Source organism: Thiohalorhabdus sp., from assembly GCF_036628635.1.
In the GTDB taxonomy this organism is placed as follows: domain Bacteria; phylum Pseudomonadota; class Gammaproteobacteria; order Thiohalorhabdales; family Thiohalorhabdaceae; genus Thiohalorhabdus.
This window is the reverse complement of sequence record NZ_JAZKRM010000045.1, coordinates 1-18017: the sequence shown is the minus strand read 5'-3', so window position 1 is coordinate 18017 and position 18017 is coordinate 1. Positions and strand designations below refer to the sequence as shown.

Here is an 18017-nt window from a genome sequence, read left to right as displayed (position 1 = left end):
TCCACGGCACCCGTCTCTTCGCCCACCTCGATCATCTGAAGGACGGTCAACGGAAACAGACCTTCCCGCCGGGCGGTATTGTAGAGGGAATCGCCCCGTTCGATGCCCTCCCGCATGGCGGCCACGTGATCGCCGACGAAACGGTTCCCCACGGCGCGGGAGACCACGGTCAGACCATCCACCACCGGGACCCCGCTGTGCGTGGTGGTGGCGAAGGTGCGGGTGAACCGGGCCAGCGCCAGCTTGTAGAAGATATCGCCCACGATGGGTAGCCGGAGCTTCCAGCGATCCCAGACCTGGCGGCCGGCATCGGTTTGGATGTAGCGTCGGAGGCCGTAGAAGGCGGCTATCAGGCCGATGAGCAGGAGCCAGCCGTAGCTCCGGGTGAAATGGGAGATGCCGATCAGGATGCGGGTGGGCAGCGGAAGCTGGGTACCAAAGCCGGAGAACAGGCCCGCGAATTTGGGGATTACTACCACATTGAGGATGACGAAGGCGACGGCGATGGCAATCACCACCAGCATGGGGTAGCGCAGGGCCTGCTTGGTCCGGTCGCGGGTGTCCTTCTCCTGCTCCAGGTAACCACCCAGGCGGTTGAACACCTCGACCAGGTTGCCGCTGGTCTCCCCCACCCGGACCATGTGGACATAGATCTCGGAGAACACATCCGGATACAGCTCCAGTCCGTCGGCCAGGGTCCGTCCCGATTCGATCGTCTCCCGCACCCCCTGAAGGGCCTCGGCCAGGCGCTCGTTGGGCACCGACTCCACCTGCCCCGCCAGGGCCCGCAGCAACGGCACCCCCGCCCGCAACAGGGTCGCCATCTGGCGGGTGAAGAAGATCAGATCCTCCAGGGGCACCCGCTTGCGCCAAAGCCGGCGGATCCAGGCGGATAGGTCCGGGCCACCCCCGCCGCCGGCCACTTCGCTGATGTCCAGGGGGGTAATCTGGCCCCGGCTGAGCTCGTCGGCTACCGCCGACGCCGAATCCCCTTCCAGGGTCCCGGTTATGGTCTCGCCCTCGGGCGTTCGGCCGCGATAGCAAAAGGTGGGCATGGGCTCAGGCGGCCGGCAGGATGGCGTCGACCGCCACTTCGACATCAAGACCCGGGGAGCGCAGCACCATCTTACGCCGGAAGCGCTCCACCCCGCCGTATTCCGCCGCCGCCGGGGCGGTATGGACTTCGATGCGCTCCCCCTCCAGGTCCACCAGCCACGCCTCCGGGATCCCGGAGCGGGCGTAGAGGGGGAGCTTTACTTCCCGGTCGAAAGGCAGGCTGGTATCGGCGACCTCGACCACCAGGAGGGCGTCCTCGCCGGTGGGCAGGGCCCGGCCATAGCTCGCCTCCCGGCGATAGACAAGGGCAGGATCGGGCTGGGGCTCGTCCTCTTCGCTAAGGTGCAGGAGGTTCTGGCCATCCACCAGCAGGCCCGGACCGATCTTCCCGGCAAGCAGATTGGTGAGATTGCGTACGACCTCGGCGTGCCGGCTCCCGATGGGTGTCCTATCGACCAGCCCCCCCCCGATAAGCTCCACCCGCTCCTCCGGAGCAAAGGCCCCCGACTCCGCCAGACGGTGGAGGTCGGCAGACGTCAAGCGGTGACGGTGCTCCCGCGGAATATCCACCGAACGTCCCATAACGGCCTCCTTGCTCCCCTCGCCTAGGCTACCAAGCCCCCGGGCCGCTTCCAATTCGGCACGGTGACACCGCAGCCGCGAGGGCAGCGAAGGGGGCCGAAGCGATCGGCGTAGCGGAGCGCTGTTGCTGTCATCGCGAGCGCAGCGACGCGCTCTGCTTACCGGGGCCCGATTTGGCAGATTGCCACGGGCCCTGACGGGCCCTCGCAGTGACAGCTCAGGCGGTCTCGAACTCGGCGTACTCCATATCCTCGGCGGTTACCCGCAGCACCTCCTCGAGGCTGGTAACGCCGGTCTTGGCCTTCTCCAGGCCGGATTCGCGCAGGGTCCGATGGCTGGGCTGGGCCTGGAGGGCCCGCTCCAGGGCGCCCCGGTCCTGGTTGGCGATGGCCTCGCGAACGGCCCCGTCCACCTCCATCAGCTCGTAGATGCCGACGCGGCCCCGATAGCCCGTATTGTTGCACTCGGCGCAGCCCTGGCCGCGATAGAAGGTGACACCGGCCAGCTCCTCGGGGTCGACCCGCAGCCCCGCCAAAACGGCCCGGGAGGGCTCTTCCGGGGCCTTGCAGCTGTCGCAGACCCGGCGGACCAGGCGCTGGGCCACAACCGCGCGCAGGCTGGAGGCAACCAAGAAGGGCTCCACGCCCATGTCGATCAGGCGGGTGGCGGTGGAGGGGGCGTCGTTGGTGTGGAGGGTGGAGTACACCATGTGCCCGGTGAGGGCCGCCCGCACCGCGATGCTGGCCGTCTCCATGTCGCGGATCTCGCCCAGCATGATGGTATCGGGGTCGTGGCGCAGCGCCGTGCGCAGGACACGGCCAAAGTCCAGATCGATCTGGGGCCGCACCTGGATCTGATTGATCAGGGGCAGCTGGTACTCCACCGGGTCCTCGATGGTGATGACCTTCTGCTGGAGGTTGTTGATGGCCTTGAGGGCGGCGTAGAGGGTGGTGGTCTTGCCGGAGCCGGTGGGTCCGGTTACCAGGACGATGCCGTGGGGGACGTGAATGAGGCGGTCGAACTCCTCCCGGACATCCGCCTCCATACCCAGCTCGTCGAGACCGATGAGACCGGCGGTCTGGTCCAGCAGGCGCATGACCGCGGATTCACCATGGCTGGTGGGCATGGTGGACAGCCGGACGTCGATCCGCCGGTTCTCGATGTTGAGCTGGAAGCGGCCGTCCTGGGGCAAGCGGCGCTCGGCGATGTCCAGCTCGCCCATGAGCTTGAGCCGGGATACCAGCGCCCCCGCCACACGCCGCTCGGCGGTCATACGCTCCTGCATGACGCCGTCGATGCGGAAGCGGATGCGCAGGGTTTCCTGGTCCGGCTCCACGTGGATGTCGGAGGCGCCGGCCCGAATCGCCTGGGTGAACAGCGAGTTGAGCAGCCGCACTACGGGGGCGTCCTCGGCCCCGGGCCGCACCTCCAGCAGCCCCTGGTCGGCCTCTCCCCCCATCTCCTCGCCGATCTCCTCGGCGAGGTTGGTCATCTCCTCGCTTTGGGTATAGACCCGGTCCATGGCCCGTAGCAGGGCGCTCTCGGACACCACCGCCGGCTCCACCTCCGCGCCCAGCACGCGCTCCAGGCGGTCCACGGCCATGACGTTGGTGGGATCGCTCATGCCCACCTGAACGGTGCCGTCGCTTTTGTTCTTGAGGGGAATGGCCCGGAAACGCCGAGCCTGGGATTCGGACAGGGCGTGGGCGGTCTCGGGATCCAGTTGAAACTGGCTGAGATCGACGTAGTCGATGGCCAGCTGTTCGGCCACGAATCGCAGCAGGGACTTCTCGTCGATCAGGCCCTGATCGATGAGGAGCTGGCCGAGCTTCTTGCCGCTGTCCTTCTGCGCCGCAAGCGCTTCTTCAAGCTGCTGCTGGGTGATCCAGCCTTCCTGGACCAGGAGATCGCCCAGGCGGATCTTCTTCAGCTTGGCCATGGGCTGTCCTCTCCGGCTTGGCCGGCAACGGTCACCGGACCCAGCGCCACTGACGAGCCAGCCGGAAGGTCCTCCCGATAAGGCTCTAGACCAACTGGCGTACCGCGAACAACAGGACGACCCCCAGGACCATGAGGGTCAGGCCCGTGCCCCGGAGCACCGAATCGGGCAAGGTGAACAGATAGGCCAGAGCCCGGCGCATGGACGGCGGGCTGACGAAGTACGGCAGCCCCTCCAGCACCAGAACGAGCGCCACGGCGGACAGCAGATCCTGCCACACGGTGCCCCCGCTCTACTGGCCGACGGCCTCGGACTGATTGAAGTAGCGGAAGAACTCCGACTCGGGGCTCAGCACCATGAGCTCGTCGCCGCGGAAGGCCCGCTGGTAGCCCTGCAGGCTGCGGTACAGGGCGAAGAAGTCGGAATCCAGGCTGTAAGCCTCGTTATAGATGCTGGTGGCCTCGGCGTCGGCCTCACCCTTGACCTCCTCGGCCTGGCGGCGAGCCTGAGCCAGGACCTCGGCGCGCTCGCGCTCGGCCGTGGCCATGATCTCCTCGGCCTGCTCGGCGCCCTCGGCCCGGTATTGCCGGGCCTCGCGCTCCCGCTCGGCGGCCATGCGGTCGTACACCGCCTTCTCGTTCTCCTGCGGCAGGTCGGTGCGCTTGATGCGCACATCCACCACCTTGATGCCGAGGTTCTGGGCCTGGTTGGTCACCGAATCGGTGAGATTTTGCATGACTTGGCGGCGCTCGCCGGAGACCGTCTGCTGCAGATCGCGCTTGCCGATCTCCTCGCGCAGGTTGGAGCGGATCAGATCACCCAACCGGCTGCGGGCGTTCATGGTGTTGGTCACGGTCACGTGGAACTGCAGCGGATCCTCGATCCGCCACTTGGCGTAGGAATCGATGATCAGGTTCTTCTTGTCCCCGGTGACGTAGGTGCGCGCCTCGTCGTCGAAATCCAGGATCCGGGAATCGAAGTACTTGACGTTCTGGATGAACGGCGTCTTGACGTTCAGCCCCGGCTCCGTCACCGACTTCTGCGGGTTACCGAACTGCAGGACCACCGCCGATTCGGTCTCGTCCACCGTGTAAAGCGCGAAGGCCGCGATCAGCGCGCCCACCACGACGATGGCGGCGATTAGCGATCCGATGACGCGGCTCATTGATTACCCCTTCCTTGCCGGATGTTTTCCAGACGCTGCTCGAACTGCTGCCGGACGTCCTGGACCCGTTCGCTCTGCTGGCGGGACTGGCCCTGGGAGGGCTGCTGCCCCTGCTGCTGGTCCTGCTGGCTCTTGCCGCCTGGGGCCATTTTGCCCTTCAGCATCTCCTGCAGCGGCATGTAGAGCAGATTGCCGCTCTCGGGAACGTCCATCATGACCTTGCGGGTGTTGCCCAGAACCTTCTCCATGGTCTCCAGGTACAGTCGCTTGCTGGTGATCTCCGGCTGGTTCTTGTACTCGCCGTAAACATCGCGGAAGCGCGCGGCGCTACCCTGGGCCTCGTTGACCACCTTGGCGCGGTAGCCCTCGGCCTCCTGCAGGATGCGCTCGGCACGTCCGCGGGCGCGGGGCAGGATGTCGTTGCGGAAGGCCTCGGCCTCGTTCACCGCCCGGGCCCGGTCCTCGCGGGCGCTAATGACGTCGCGGAAGGCGGGCCGCACCGGCTCGGGCGCCTGGGCGCTCTGCAGGGCGATCTCGTCGAGCTGGAGGCCGGTCTCGTAGCGGTCCAGGATCTCCTGGATCAGCTCCCGGGTGTCCTGGGCCACTGCCGCCCGCTCGCGGGTCAGGACGTCATCGATGGGCCGCTGGCCCACCACCTCACGAATGGCGGTTTCGGCGGCGCTGCGCACGGTACCGTCGGGATCCGCCACCCGGAACAGGTAGTTCTCGGCATCCCGGATGTGATACTGCACCGCGAACTGCAGATCGACGATGGCCTCATCCCCGGTAAGCATCAGGGCTTCCTTGGGGATGTGCATGGAGCTCTGGTCGCCGGGGCGCTCCCGGTAGCCCACCTCGATCCGGCGGATCTGGGTGACCTTGGGGGTCTGCACGGTCTCGATGGGCCACGGCATGTGGTAGTGCAGGCCCGGCTCGGTGGTCACGGTGTGCGCACCGAAGCGCTTGACCACGCCCTGCTCGTCGGCGCCCACCACGTAAAGGCCGCTGGCCAGCCACAGGGCGATCACCACGGCGACGATGACGGTGAGGCCACGGCCGCCGAAGGGCAGGCCGGCAATACCCCCACCGCCCCCACCACCGCCGCCGCCGAAGCTGCCGAGCTTGGCCTTCAGCTTGCGGATGATCTCGTCGAGGTCCGGCGGCTGCTGGTTACCGCCACCGCCACCTCCGCCACCCCCCCATTGCCCCCAGGGGTTCTGGTTGTTTCCGCGGTTATTGGAGCCTCCGGGCTCATTCCATGCCACGTTGCGACCTCCTGCAGCGGCGGTGTGCGGTATGCTCTGCCTCCCCGTTGTCCCGTTGGACCCCGGGGCCAGACTGCGATCCATGCTCAAGCAATCGAATTCGGCAGTTTAGGCAGATTGGCCGGCTAGGACAAGCCGAGATTTTGGCCCGCCCCCGGATCACAGCCAACCGTGCTTGCCCAGGAAGCCCTCCACCCGTTCCTTCAGGGCCCGGCGCTCATCCTCCAGGTCGGCCCGGAACCAAGTCACATCCGGGGTCTTGCGCAGCCAGATGAGCTGGCGCCGGGCCAGGCGGCGGGTGGCGACGACCCCGGCCTCGGCTAGCTGGTCGTGGTCGATGCGACCGTTTAGATAATCCAGGGCCTGCCGGTAGCCCACCGCCCGCAGGGCGGGACTGTCCGCCGGCACGCCGGCGGCGCGCAGGGCCTCGGCCTCCGCCACCAGGCCCGCTTGCAGCATTTGTTGGAAGCGCGCCTCGATGCGCTCCCAGATGGCCTCCCGCGGCAGCCACAGGGCGGTCCGGAGAATCGGGTAGGTTATCGGCGCCACCCCCTGCTCCGCCTGCAGGTCGGTCAGCGGCCGACCGGTGACCTCGAGGACTTCCAGGGCCCGCAAGATGCGCTGGCCGTCCCGCTCATGGATGCGCGCCGCAGCCTCGGGGTCGGTTTCCGCCAACCGGCGGTGCAGGGCCGGCCAGCCCTGCACCTCGGCTTCGGCCTGGAGCCGGTGCCGCACCGCCGGGTCCGAGGCCGGCAGGTCCGCCAGGCCCTCGGCGAAGGCCCGGAAGTACAGACCGGTACCGCCCACCAGCAGCGGCACCCGGTGGGCGGCGAAGGCCTCCTCGGCGACCGTGCGGGCGGCGCGGGCGAACTCCCCGGCGGAAAACGGCTCGGCGGGATCCCGGAAGTCCATGAGGGCGTGGGGGTAGTCGCGACGGACCTCAGGCCCGGGCTTGGCGGTGCCCACGTCCATGCCGCGATAGACCTGGGCCGAATCCGCGTTGATCAGCGCCAGCGGAAAGGCATCGGCGAGCTCCATGGCCATCTCGGTCTTGCCGGTGGCCGTGGGCCCCATGAGGAAGACGGCGCAGCGGTGCGAGGCGTGAGGGGTGAGGCGTGAGGGGTGAGGAGTCACGTCAACGGCCCGCCTCACGGGCCCTGGCTATCCATGTCCCAATTAATCTTAGATAAATCCCCTGCTCCCGCTTCAGCTTATTCACCGTTTCGAACCCGCTGCCTCACGCCTCACACCTCACTCCTCACCCCTCACTCCTCACGCCTCACCTGCCCACCTATTGGCCGCGCAGGAAAAACCCGTCCAGATCCGCCATGGACAGGGCCACGTAGGTGGGCCGGCCGTGATTGCATTGGCCGGCGCGCTCGGTGGCCTCCAGCTGCCGCAAAAGGCCGTCCATCTCCTCCCGGCTCAGATGGCGGTTGACCCGGACCGAACCGTGGCAGCCCATCTCGGCGAGGACCTCGTGGACGGCCTCGGTCACCGGGCGCTGGGACCCGTATTGATCGAGAGCATCCAGGGCGCGGCCCACCAGGGCCGCCAGGTCGGCCTCGACGAGCATGGCCGGCGCCTCGCGGACCGCGGCGTTGCGGGGCCCACTGGCCTCCACCCGCAGGCCCAGCCGCACCAGGGTATCGGCCTCCTCCTCCAGCAGCACCAGCTGCCGCTCGGAAAGGGCGACGGGCACCGGGACCAGCAGGGCCTGCCGCTCCACCCCGCCCTCGTGGAAGGTCCGCTTGAGCCGCTCGTAGGTGATGCGCTCGTGGGCGGCGTGCTGATCGACGAGAACCACCCCGGTCGGGGTCTGGGCCAGGATGAAGGCGCCGTGGACCTGGGCCAGGGCATGGCCCAGGGGGGGAACCTCGCCGCCTGCCTCGCCCTTGATGGGCTCGGCCCCGGCGGGGGCATGGCCATCCGCAGGCGGGGCGGCTGGCCGGCCCTCCCACGCAGCCCCGTATAGGGCCTCGTAGGCGGCGGGCGCCTCGCGCAGGCCCAGGTTGCCCTGCTTGGCCCACGAGCCGGGGGCTATGCCACCTCCGTTGCTGGCTGAAGGCCCCGACGGGGGGGGGGACGGTCCATTTTCGGTTGCGGACTTTTGGTCCGGGACCGCGACGCCTTCCCGGGCGGGCACCGGTGCGGCAGCAGCCGGGGTATCGGCCCCCAGGGCCTGCTCAACGGTGTGGCGAACAAAGGCGTGGACGCGTCGGCCCTCGGAGAAACGTACTTCGTGCTTGGTGGGATGGACGTTGACGTCCACCTCCGCCGAGTCGAGCCCCAGGAAAAGCACGTAGCCGGGGAAGCGGTTATTGAACAGCACGTCGCGGTAGGCCTCGGCAACGGCGTGGCTCAGGAGCCGGTCCCGGACCGCACGGCCGTTGACGAAGAAGAACTGCTGGTCGCGCTGGCCCCGGGCGGCGGTGGGCCGCACCACCCAGCCGCTCAGGCGCAGGCCGTCTTCGCTGTCCTGGCGCAGGTGCAGGGCGTTGTCGGCGAAGCCCTCGCCCAGCAGGCGGCCGACCCGGCGCTCGGCGTCGTCCCAGGACTCCACCGCCGGCAGCTGCAGGTGGGTGCGCTCGTTGTGCACCAGGGTGAAGGCCACGTCCATCGCCCCCAGGGCGGCCCGGCGCACGGCGTCTAGGATGTGGCCGAACTCGGTCTTCTCGGTGCGCAGGAACTTGCGTCGGGCTGGGGTGTTGTGGAACAGATCTCGGACCTCGACCGTGGTCCCCGCCGGATGGGCCGCCGGTTTCGCCTCGGAGCCGCCTTCACCGCCAATAACCTTAACGCCCTCGTCATGCTCGGTCCGGCGGGTAGTGAGGCTAAGCCGGCTTACCGAGGCGATGCTGGGCAAGGCCTCACCGCGGAACCCCAGAGTGGCGATGCGCACCAGATCCCCGGGATCGGCGATTTTGCTGGTGGCATGCGGCGCGAGGGCGCGGGGGGCATCTTCCGGATCCATGCCGACGCCGTTGTCGCGCACCCGGAGCAGACGCGTGCCGCCGCGCTCGACCTCGATGTGGATGCGGTCGGCCCCCGCGTCGAGGGCGTTCTCCACCAGCTCCTTGACCACCGACGCGGGGCGTTCCACCACCTCGCCAGCAGCGATCTGGTTGGCCAATTGCTCGGGGAGCTGGCGGATAGGCATGGCTTAACCCGGTGGCTGGCAGAAAGGCTGCCATTATCGGCGAGGGGCTGGCCGGTGCCAAGGAGGGATCAAGGGATGCGCAGGTTCCGCCCGACCGTAAGGGTGGAGCCATTCAGGTCATTGGCCTGCTTGAGCCGATCCACGGTAACCCGGTGTCGCTGGGCGATTGACCAGAGGGTGTCGCCCTTTTTCACGGTGTACTTGTCGGTGCCCGAACGACGAGCCACCGGAGATGGGGCGCCGCGGTCTTCCAAAAAGGAGGTGCTGCCGTCGGCCACGGCCCGGGCGAGCTGCGCTTGGTAGCGACCCCGCTGCAACCGGCGGGCTTCGGCGTTGTTGGAGATAAAACCGGTCTCCACCAGGATGGACGGGATATCCGGGGACTTCAGGACCACGAAGGGTGCCTGGTGGACCTCCCGGCGATGGAGGCGTGTGAGGTCGCCCAGATTGTCCAGGACGTGGCTACCGACCTCCAGGCTGTCACTGATGGTGGCTGTCTGGGACAGGTCCAGCACCACCGAGGCGACGTTGCGTTCCATGTCGTCCAGGTCTACCCCGCCGGCGAGGTCAGCCTGGTTCTCGCTCTTGGCCAGCCAGGCCGCGGCCTCGTCGGTAGCGCCCTGGCGCGACAGGGCGTAGACCGAGGCACCCCGGGCTCGGGCGTTACGGAAGGCGTCCGCATGGAGCGAAATGAACAGGTCGGCTTCGGCCTCCCGGGCCTTTTCCACACGCTCGCGCAGCTCCAAAAAGTAATCCCCGTCGCGGGTCAGAAAGGCCCGCATGCCCGACCGGTCATTGATCTTGCGCGCCAGCCGGCGGGCGATCTCCAGGACCACGTCCTTTTCCTGGACGCCACCCGGCCCGATGGCTCCGGGGTCCTCGCCGCCGTGGCCGGCATCAACCGCGACCAGCCGCTCGGAGGCTTCAGTCTCCTCCAGGGCTCGGGTCACCCGACGGCCATCGTTTTGGGTCCGCTGCAGGTCGATTACCAGCCGGTGGCCGTGATGCTCCTGGGGCTCAAGCTGGAAGGTCTTGGGTTTGACGTCGCGCTTGAGGTCCATGACCACCCGGAAGGTCCCTTGCTCGGGATAGCCGGTGCGCACGTCTTTGAGAACGGGATCGGGCAGGTCGAGGTTGCCGCGATCGGCGTCAGAGCGGGTAGCATCCAGATCCACCACCACCCGGGCGGGATCCTGAAGGCGGAAAAGGCGGTGCTCCACCCGGCTATCCAGATCCAGGACTAGGCGAGTGTGGTCCGGAGCGGTCCACATGCGCATATCGCGCACGGTGTGCTCCGCCGCCCCGGCCGCGGCTGGGGCGATAACAATCAGGGCAACCGCGGTGACCAGCCCACCCAGGAATTTGAGGCGGCCGAACTCACTCGCCATCCATATCCCCGTTGTCTTCCGCCAAGCCTTCCAAAACGGCCCGTCCCTTGTCGGTCAAGGCCTCCAGGCGCACGGTTCGGCTCGTAGCGTCGCGATAGGCCGCTTGCAGGACCAGATCCGGAGGCGGCAGGGCCTCACCCGCTCTCTCGGCCCACTCCAAGATACAAATGCTATCAGATGAAAAATACTCCTCTGCACCGAAAAAATGCAACTCTTCGGGATCGCCCAGACGGTACAGGTCGAAATGATAGACCGCAGCGCGAGGCACTTGGTAGGGCTCGACCAGAGTGTAAGTGGGGCTCTTGACCGGGGCCGTTATCCCCAGGCCACGCAGCATGCCGCGCGTCAGCGTGGTCTTGCCGACCCCGATCTCCCCCCGCAGGTGGACCACCGTCCCCGGGCGAAGGTGACGGCCGATTGCCGCTCCCAGGGCCTCCTGGGCGGCCTCGCCGTAGACCTGTCGCACCTTCTCCGCCATGGTTACTGGCGCTGACTGAGGGCCTGGATAATGTCGGTGTTGGTGATCACCCCCAGCAGCTTCTCGTCCTCGTCGAGAACCGGCACCAGATGGATATGGTGCTCGGAAAGGAGGGTGGCCACATCGTTCATGTCGGCATCGGGGAGAACATAGTCAACCCCCCGGGTGCACAGGTCACCGGCGTTTGTGGCCGTCGCCTTGCGCAGGTCTTCGGCGTACTGCTTAAACCCGGCGATGGGAATGAGGATATCCAGGATGGTAACCACGGTCGGCAGATGGATGCGCTTGTTGGTGTCCACCAAGTCGGCGTCGGTCACCACTCCCACCAAGCGGTTCTCCGGATCGACCACCGGGACGCCGTGGTGATGGCTGTCCAGCAGCACCTGGGCCAGCTCCTGGACGCCCGTGCTCTCGGTCACCGATACGGGATCGGGGGTCATAATGTCGCGTGCTTCGGGCATGTCGGCTCCGCGTTACGAGTCAGGTCATGGATGGGGGTCAACGGTCAGCTCAGCCCAGACGGGGGGCAGGGCGTCGGCGCATTCACCGGGGGTGAACCCGAATGGACCCTTCTGGATAGCCAGCCGGTCCGCCGCGGCGCCGTGGGCCCAAACGGCCAGCTCGACGGCCCGGCCGGCGGGGTCACCCTGCGCTAACCGGGCGGCCACCAGCCCGGTCAGGACGTCCCCCTGCCCGCCCATGGCCATGCCCGGATTGCCGGTGGGGCTAACCGCGAAGCTGCCCTCGGGGGTGGCGATCACCGCACCCGCTCCCTTCAGGCAGCACACCGCGCCCAGATCAGCCGCAATGCGCTGGGCGGCCGCGAAGCGATCATCCTGGATTCGGCCGGCATCGGTCCCCAGCAAACGGGCGGCTTCCCCGGGATGGGGCGTAATCACCGTGGCCTCGTAGCGCTGAGCCAGAGCCAGGCGCAGCTCACCGTCTTCAGCCAGAAGATTGAGGCCATCGGCGTCCACCACTAGGGGCACGGGGCCTGCCACGGCTTCCGCCAGTACCCGATGGCCGGCCGAGGAGGTCCCTAGGCCGGGGCCCACGGCCACGGCGTTGGCCCCCGCCACCAACTCCCCGGGGAGGCCACCGTCCTCCCGCCACGGGGCGGTTATCAGCTCCGGGTGGAAACCGGCCACGGTGGCCTGGGCCTCCGGATCGGCACAGGCCACGGCCCAGCCGACCCCAGCCCGCAAGGCGGCCCAACCGGCCAGGGCCAGGGCCCCGGTCATTCCGGAGGTGCCCCCGGCCAAAACCAACCGGCCGAAGTCCCCCTTGTGGCAGTTAGCCGGCCGGGCCGAAAGCGCCATTTCGCTTCGGTCGAGCAACCGACCAGCCGCGGGATGGTCGGCATAAACCGATTCCGGGATACCCAGGTCGTCGAAGACCACCTCACCGGTAACATCCCCGGCGTCGGCGGTGAACAACCCCCGCTTGCGGCCCACGAACGTGACGGTAAGATCCGCCGTCGGGGCGATGCCGAGCACCCGGCCGCTGTCGGCATCCAGGCCGGAGGGAATATCAACCGCCACAACGGGAGCGGAAGCGGCTGCCATGGCGGCAATAGCCTCATGGTAGGGTGTGTGCACCTTGCTGCTGAGCCCCGTCCCGAGAAGGGCATCCACAAGCAGATCGAAGTCCTTGAGATCGGGAGCGGCCTCCCAGGAAACCGTTTGGCCGCCCGCTTGGTGCCAGCGCCCGGCGGCATCGGCAGCGTCGGCCTCGAGGCGCTCCGGATCGGCAACCGCCACCAGGACCACGGCCGCCCCCGCTTCACGCAACCGGCGGGCGACAACGTAGCCGTCACCGCCGTTGTTGCCGCCTCCTGCCAGCACCGCGATGCGGCCACGGCAATGGCTCGGCCAACCGGCGCAAAGGGTGGCAACGGTGACCTCGCCGGCCCGCTCCATGAGCACCTTGCCGGGAATGCCGGCGGCAATAGCGGCACCGTCGAGAGCCCGGGTCTCGGCTGCGGTAAACAGGGAAAAGGGGGCCTTTTGGGGCTTCATGGCAGCTCCTGGCTATCCACGACAGGGTACGGCATCGGGTGCCCCGCCAAAAGGCGATGGCCTCCAGGGCGGTTGACCGGTCTAGACGGGAATGATAACTGGTTTCAAAATAAAACCGTGACCCGAATCAACCCGCGATGGAAATCGACTTAGCGAACGGAGCCAAAGCCATGGACTTGGCACAGAAGCACTGCGAGCCCTGCGAGGGCGGAACCGAGCCCATCAGCGAGGAAGAGGCCGAGGCCAAGCTCGCCGAACTCAATAGCAGCGACGCAGCCCGGAAGCAGCCCTGGGCGGTGACCGCGGACAACCGCTCCCTTAAGAAGGGGTACAAACTCAGGAACTTCGTCGAGGCAGTGGACTTCGTTAACCAGATCAAGGATGTCGCCGAGGAAGAGGACCACCACCCCGACCTGGAGGTGGGCTACGGCAAGGTGGCAGTACGGCTGTCCACCCACGCCATTGGCGGTCTGTCGGAGAACGATTTTATCCTTGCCGCCAAGATCGACCAGCTCTGAGGCGACAGGGCTGCCATCCCCTCGGGCCCGGCCAACCATGGCCGGGCCTTTTTACCAGTGAGAGGAAAAGCTTTGTCATTGAGCCCGCCCGGGGCCGAATTGCCTCCGCCCCCGAGCGGTTGGGGTGACTTTGTTTCTGTTCTTTCTTGTAACTGGCCATGGAAGGGCTGTTAGGCTTCGCCGCTAGAGCTTCCTCCCCACCCTGGGAACCGGCAATGGCACGCTTTCTGGTCATTCTCGGCCTGGTCCTGGTTGGCGCCGGCCTGCTTTGGCCCTTCCTCCAGAAGCTTGGCCTCGGCCGGCTCCCCGGGGATATCCTCATACGCCGGGACAACTGGCACTTCTATTTCCCCCTGACCACCTCCCTGCTGCTCAGCCTCCTGATCAGCCTGCTCCTCTGGCTATTCCACAAATAGGCTGGGCCTTGCGAGCTATGGCCTAAAGGCCATTCGACACCCGTAAAAAGGCCGCCGCCGGATTCGGCGGCGGCCCTGTCGGCCGGGCTACCCTGGCCAGCTAGGGGGCATGCGCTTCCCCCGGCTTGGGGCCCTCCCCTTCCGTCTCCTTGCGGCTCATCAGGTCGGTGCGGCTCACACCCAACACTAGAGCGATCGGGGCCCCAACGAAGACCGAAGAGTAGGTACCCACCAGGACCCCGGTAATTAGGGCGGCTGAGAACCCGTGGATCACCGGACCACCCAAGAAGAACAGGGAAAGCAGCACCATCAAGGTGGTGCCGGAGGTCACCACCGTCCGACCCAGCATCTCGTTGATACTGTTGTTCATGACCGTTGCGGTGTTCTCTTTGCGCATCTTGCGCAGGTTCTCGCGGATGCGATCGTAGACCACGATGGTATCGTTCAGGCTGTAGCCGATCACTGCCAGGATGGCGGCGATCACTGGCAGATCGAACTCCATCTGGGTCAGGGAGAACACCCCCACAACCACCAGGACGTCGTGTATCAGGGCGGCCACACTGCCCACGGCGAAGCGCAGCTCGAATCGCAGCGACACGTAGATCAGGATGCCGATTAGGGCGAAGGCGAGGGCCTGCATTCCCTTGACGGCCAGTTCCTGACCCACCTGGGGACCGACAAACTCCACCCGCCGCATGGCCACGTCGATACCTTCCGGGGCCCCACTGCGGAGGGCCTGAAGCACGCCGGTGCTGACTTCGGCGGAATCGTTCTCGCCATCCACGGACGGCACGCGCACCAGGATGTCGGTGGGCGCCCCGAAAGTCTGGACCACTGCCCGGTCGAAGCCGGCTTCGCTAAGGTCCGAGCGGACGTTGGCCACCGTGGCCGACTGGCTGTAGCCCACCTCCACCAGGGTGCCACCGGTGAAGTCGATGCCCAGATTGAGGCCGCGGACCGTCAGACTGCCGATGGCAATGGCCAAAAGGATCACCGAGACCACGAAGGCCAGGCGCCGGTGGCCGAGGAAATTGAGATGGGTCTCCCGGGGTACGATATGCATGCGCTCAGCCCTCTCCGATGGACAGGCGGTTCAGCCGCCGACGGCCGATGGACAGATTGATCACGGCACGGGTGACCATGATGGCGGTGAACATGGAGGTGACGATGCCCACCGAAAGGGTCACGGCGAAGCCCTTCACCGGGCCACTGCCGAACTGGAACAGGACCAGGGCGGCAATGAGAGTGGTGATATTGGCGTCGGCAATGGTGGACAAGGCTTTGGTATAGCCGGAATGGATCGAGGCATGCGGGGTGTTGCCCACCCGTACCTCCTCCCGGATGCGCTCGAAAATCAGGGTATTGGCGTCCACCGCCATGCCCACGGTGAGCACGATGCCGGCGATGCCGGGCAGGGTCAGCGTGGCCTGCAGCAGGGACATGATGGCCACGATGAACACCAAGTTGAGCAGCAGGGCGACATCGGCCACCAGCCCGAAGAGACGGTAGTAAACCGCCATGAACAGTACCACCAGTGCGAAACCGAGCACGATGGACTTGAAGCCCTGCTCGATGGAGTCCTGACCCAGGGTGGGCCCCACTGTGCGCTCCTCAGCGACCTTGACGGGCGCCGGCAAGGCACCGGCGCGAAGCATGAGGGCCACATCGTGGGCCTCTTCGGCATTTGCCATGCCCGTGATCTGGGCACGCCCGCCGGGGATCTCCTCGTTGATGCGGGGGGCCGTGACCACCTCGTCGTCGAGCAGGATGGCCATGCGGTCGCCTACGTTCTCCTCGGTAAGCCGGGCGAACAGCCGGGTGCCCTTATTATCGAAGGAGATGTGGACCAGGGGCTCGTTGTTCTGCTGGCTGAACCCGGCCCGGGCCTCAGTGATGTACTGACCCGACAGCACCGTCCGGCGCTCCAGCAAGTAGGGGCGGCCCTCCCGGTCCCGGCGGATCACGCTGCCGGGCGGGGCGCCCTCCTCAACCGCTTTCTGGACGTTGTGCTCGGTATCCACCAGCTTGAACTCCAGTTGCGCGGTGGAGCCGATCACCTCTTTGGCCCGGGCCGTATCCTGGATGCCGGGGAGCTGGACCACGATACGCTGCTCCCCCTGGCGCTGTATGACCGGCTCGGAGACACCGAGCTGATTCACCCGCGTTCGCATGGTGGTAATGCTCTGCTCCACCGCCCAGTCCTTGAGCCGCTCCTGCTCCTGCTGGGTCAGCCGGGCCTGGCGGAAGGCCTCGCCCTGGGCGCTGGGCGAGACCGCGAGCTCGTCGAACTGGGAGCCGATGACATCGGCGCCCTTGTCCGCCTCCCCCGCACTGTCGAACTTGAGCCGCAGGAAATCGGCCCCTTCCTGCGGCTCGGCTAGCTCCACAGCCCGGTAGCGCACCTCCGCCTCGCGGAAGGCATTGCGGAGCTCGTCCACATGGCGCTCGTAGGAGCGTTGGATGGCCTTGGCCACCTCCACCTCCATGAGCAGGTGGACGCCGCCGCGCAGATCGAGGCCGAGGTTCATGGTCTTGCCGCCCACGGCGTCCAGCCACCCCGGAACCGCCGACAGCCGCATGGGCCCTATCCCGTAATCGGGAAGGCGCTCCTGCAGGGCCTCACGGACACGCTCGCGCACCGCGCCGGCTCCCAGGCGAATGCTGACCCCCCGTTCCCGGAGCTTTAGCCCCCGGTAAGCGGCGTTGGCCTCCCCCAGCGCCTCCTTGACCGTTTCCACCGCCTGGGGCTGAGGCTTGCCCCGCTTGGGGGTGACCATAAGGCCGGGATCGGTGCCGTAAAGGGTGGGTATGGCGTAAAGGAAGGCCAGCAGGATGGCGCCGGCGATAACCAGGTATTTCCAGAGGGGATAGCGGTTCATGGGGGGCGGTCAGTCCTTCACGGTGCCCTGGGGGAGGACATTCTGGATGCTGTCGCGCTGGGCCTTCACACGGACCCCTTCGGCCAGCTCCACGGTGACGGCTTCGTCATTGACGCGGACCACGCGGCCGTAAAAGCCGCCGCCGGTCACCACCTCATCGCCCTTCTCCAGGTTCTTGACCATCTCCCGGTGCTGCTTCATGCGCTTCTGCTGGGGGCGGATCAGCAGGAAATAGAAGATCAAAACGAGGGCCCCCAGCAGTACCAGGTTGGGGATAAGGCCCGGACCCTGGGCACCCCCATCGGCCTGGGCGTGGGCCAGACCGACCAGCGAAAATGGCTCGACCATCGACGACTCCTCGGGGTAGGTTCGCTCCAGCCGGCAATGGTAGCGGCCGAGGCGCCGGATTCCAAATCCGATGTCCATTGAGGGTCTGGTCGCCCGGCGAAAGGGAGTGCTAAGATTGCGCCTTGGTCGGATGCGGCGGGGGCAATAGGGTCCCTGGGTCGTAGTCCAACCTCCGGCCTAACCCCGGCGCTGTGGAAACGGGGCTTATAGGAGGGCCCATCAGCCCGGACCCTCCGGAGGCATTTATTGGTCGCGGCCCCTGGCCGCTCCCACAGGAGCCGGTTCCCCTTTCAGCCTTTTTCCGGGGGAGCGGGAGCGGATTCGACTTTGCCGAGGTGTGCGCCTGCGGCGCTCCCTCGTAACCATTTAGATAGGCGTAACTGAGCCGAGGTCGCCGCTGACGCGCTGCCTCGGTTTCTATTAGACTGACGCAACTTTGCCGAGGTGGCGGAACCGGTAGACGCGCCTGACTCAAAATCAGGTGGGCACTGCCCGTGCGGGTTCGACTCCCGCCCTCGGCACCATCTTTAAAAATGGGGGCTCACCCTTGGGCTTGCGCTTCCGAGCGCAAGCCTTTTTTCGGCCCAAGGTTGACTGAGCATACTGAAATCGAGCCAAGCCCCCAATGTCTACTCCCTGACTCATCCGCCAGACTGGGTAAGGTGTGCGACAAAACTAGCCCATTCCTTTCGGGTGCCCTTTGCAGACCCAGGCGTTGCAAGTAGCACCCTCCGATAATCGGAAAAAAGGAAGGTTCTTCGCGGAACTCCGGGAATCGGCTTCTTGGTTTGAAGGCGATCGGCCA

General features: G+C 66.8%; 17 protein-coding genes and 1 tRNA gene. 3 read left to right on the top strand and 15 right to left on the bottom strand.

All coding sequences use genetic code 11. The features are described from left to right. The 12 genes from V5A19_RS11715 to V5A19_RS11660 all read right to left on the bottom strand — a co-directional run. Nucleotides 1–1055, bottom strand: a 1055-nt coding sequence (locus V5A19_RS11715) for a type II secretion system F family protein (RefSeq protein WP_332327822.1), incomplete at its 3' end; no start/stop codon positions are given. A gap of 4 nt (nt 1056–1059) precedes the next feature. After that, the gene (locus V5A19_RS11710) at nt 1060–1638 is read right to left on the bottom strand and encodes a Uma2 family endonuclease (protein WP_332319368.1); all 579 of its coding nucleotides are present in this window, start codon (nt 1636–1638) and stop codon (nt 1060–1062) included. A gap of 217 nt (nt 1639–1855) precedes the next feature. Beyond that, the gene (locus V5A19_RS11705; protein WP_332327821.1) at nt 1856–3577 is read right to left on the bottom strand and encodes a GspE/PulE family protein; all 1722 of its coding nucleotides are present in this window, start codon (nt 3575–3577) and stop codon (nt 1856–1858) included. Between the two features lie 85 nt (nt 3578–3662). Further along, nucleotides 3663–3857, bottom strand: coding sequence for a DUF2065 domain-containing protein (locus tag V5A19_RS11700; RefSeq protein WP_332319370.1), 195 nt, complete (start codon nt 3855–3857; stop codon nt 3663–3665). Nucleotides 3858–3869: 12 nt separating this feature from the next. Then, nucleotides 3870–4742, bottom strand: a complete 873-nt coding sequence (hflC, locus tag V5A19_RS11695) for a protease modulator HflC (RefSeq protein ID WP_332327820.1) — start codon at nt 4740–4742, stop codon at nt 3870–3872. Further along, nucleotides 4739–6007 carry an FtsH protease activity modulator HflK gene (gene hflK, locus V5A19_RS11690; RefSeq protein ID WP_332327819.1) on the bottom strand — a complete coding sequence of 423 codons (1269 nt, stop codon included), beginning with the start codon at nt 6005–6007 and terminating at the stop codon, nt 4739–4741. Before hflK ends, hflC begins: the two co-directional genes overlap by 4 nt. Nucleotides 6008–6166: 159 nt before the next feature. Then, a complete protein-coding gene (gene miaA / locus V5A19_RS11685; RefSeq protein ID WP_443081450.1) occupies nt 6167–7081 on the bottom strand; it encodes a tRNA (adenosine(37)-N6)-dimethylallyltransferase MiaA in 915 nt (304 codons plus the stop codon). A 217-nt stretch (nt 7082–7298) separates the two neighbouring features. Next, a complete protein-coding gene (gene mutL / locus V5A19_RS11680) occupies nt 7299–9167 on the bottom strand; it encodes a DNA mismatch repair endonuclease MutL (protein WP_332327818.1) in 1869 nt (622 codons plus the stop codon). A gap of 68 nt (nt 9168–9235) precedes the next feature. After that, entirely contained in the window at nt 9236–10555 is a 1320-nt protein-coding gene (locus V5A19_RS11675) for an N-acetylmuramoyl-L-alanine amidase (protein WP_332319375.1), read from the bottom strand. Further along, nucleotides 10545–11033, bottom strand: a complete 489-nt coding sequence (gene tsaE / locus V5A19_RS11670) for a tRNA (adenosine(37)-N6)-threonylcarbamoyltransferase complex ATPase subunit type 1 TsaE (protein ID WP_332319376.1) — start codon at nt 11031–11033, stop codon at nt 10545–10547. The genes V5A19_RS11675 and tsaE overlap by 11 nt, the downstream gene beginning before the upstream one ends. A 2-nt stretch (nt 11034–11035) precedes the next feature. Beyond that, nucleotides 11036–11494: a CBS domain-containing protein gene (locus V5A19_RS11665; protein ID WP_332319377.1), complete on the bottom strand. Its 459-nt coding sequence runs from the start codon at nt 11492–11494 to the stop codon at nt 11036–11038. A gap of 24 nt (nt 11495–11518) precedes the next feature. Continuing rightward, nucleotides 11519–13051, bottom strand: a complete 1533-nt coding sequence (locus tag V5A19_RS11660; RefSeq protein WP_332319378.1) for an NAD(P)H-hydrate dehydratase — start codon at nt 13049–13051, stop codon at nt 11519–11521. Nucleotides 13052–13221: 170 nt separating this feature from the next. On the opposite strand from V5A19_RS11660, the gene V5A19_RS11655 reads away from it, so the two are divergent. Beyond that, nucleotides 13222–13569, top strand: a complete 348-nt coding sequence (locus V5A19_RS11655) for a 4a-hydroxytetrahydrobiopterin dehydratase (protein ID WP_332319379.1) — start codon at nt 13222–13224, stop codon at nt 13567–13569. Between the two features lie 215 nt (nt 13570–13784). Then, nucleotides 13785–13985 (top strand): DUF2905 domain-containing protein, encoded by a 201-nt coding sequence (locus tag V5A19_RS11650; RefSeq protein WP_332319380.1) that lies wholly within the window; start codon nt 13785–13787, stop codon nt 13983–13985. A 100-nt stretch (nt 13986–14085) separates the two neighbouring features. On the opposite strand, the gene secF is transcribed toward V5A19_RS11650, so the two are convergent. The 3 genes from secF to yajC are packed head-to-tail and all read right to left on the bottom strand — an operon-like array spanning nt 14086 to nt 17212. Next, entirely contained in the window at nt 14086–15048 is a 963-nt protein-coding gene (secF, locus tag V5A19_RS11645) for a protein translocase subunit SecF (RefSeq protein WP_332319381.1), read from the bottom strand. A gap of 4 nt (nt 15049–15052) precedes the next feature. Further along, nucleotides 15053–16864, bottom strand: a complete 1812-nt coding sequence (secD, locus tag V5A19_RS11640) for a protein translocase subunit SecD (protein WP_332319382.1) — start codon at nt 16862–16864, stop codon at nt 15053–15055. A 9-nt stretch (nt 16865–16873) separates the two neighbouring features. After that, nucleotides 16874–17212 (bottom strand): preprotein translocase subunit YajC, encoded by a 339-nt coding sequence (gene yajC, locus V5A19_RS11635; protein ID WP_332319383.1) that lies wholly within the window; start codon nt 17210–17212, stop codon nt 16874–16876. A 438-nt stretch (nt 17213–17650) separates the two neighbouring features. Between yajC and V5A19_RS11630 the strand changes: the two genes are divergently transcribed. Beyond that, a tRNA-Leu gene (locus tag V5A19_RS11630) sits at nt 17651–17736 on the top strand. The last annotated feature ends 281 nt before the right edge of the window (nt 17737–18017 follow it).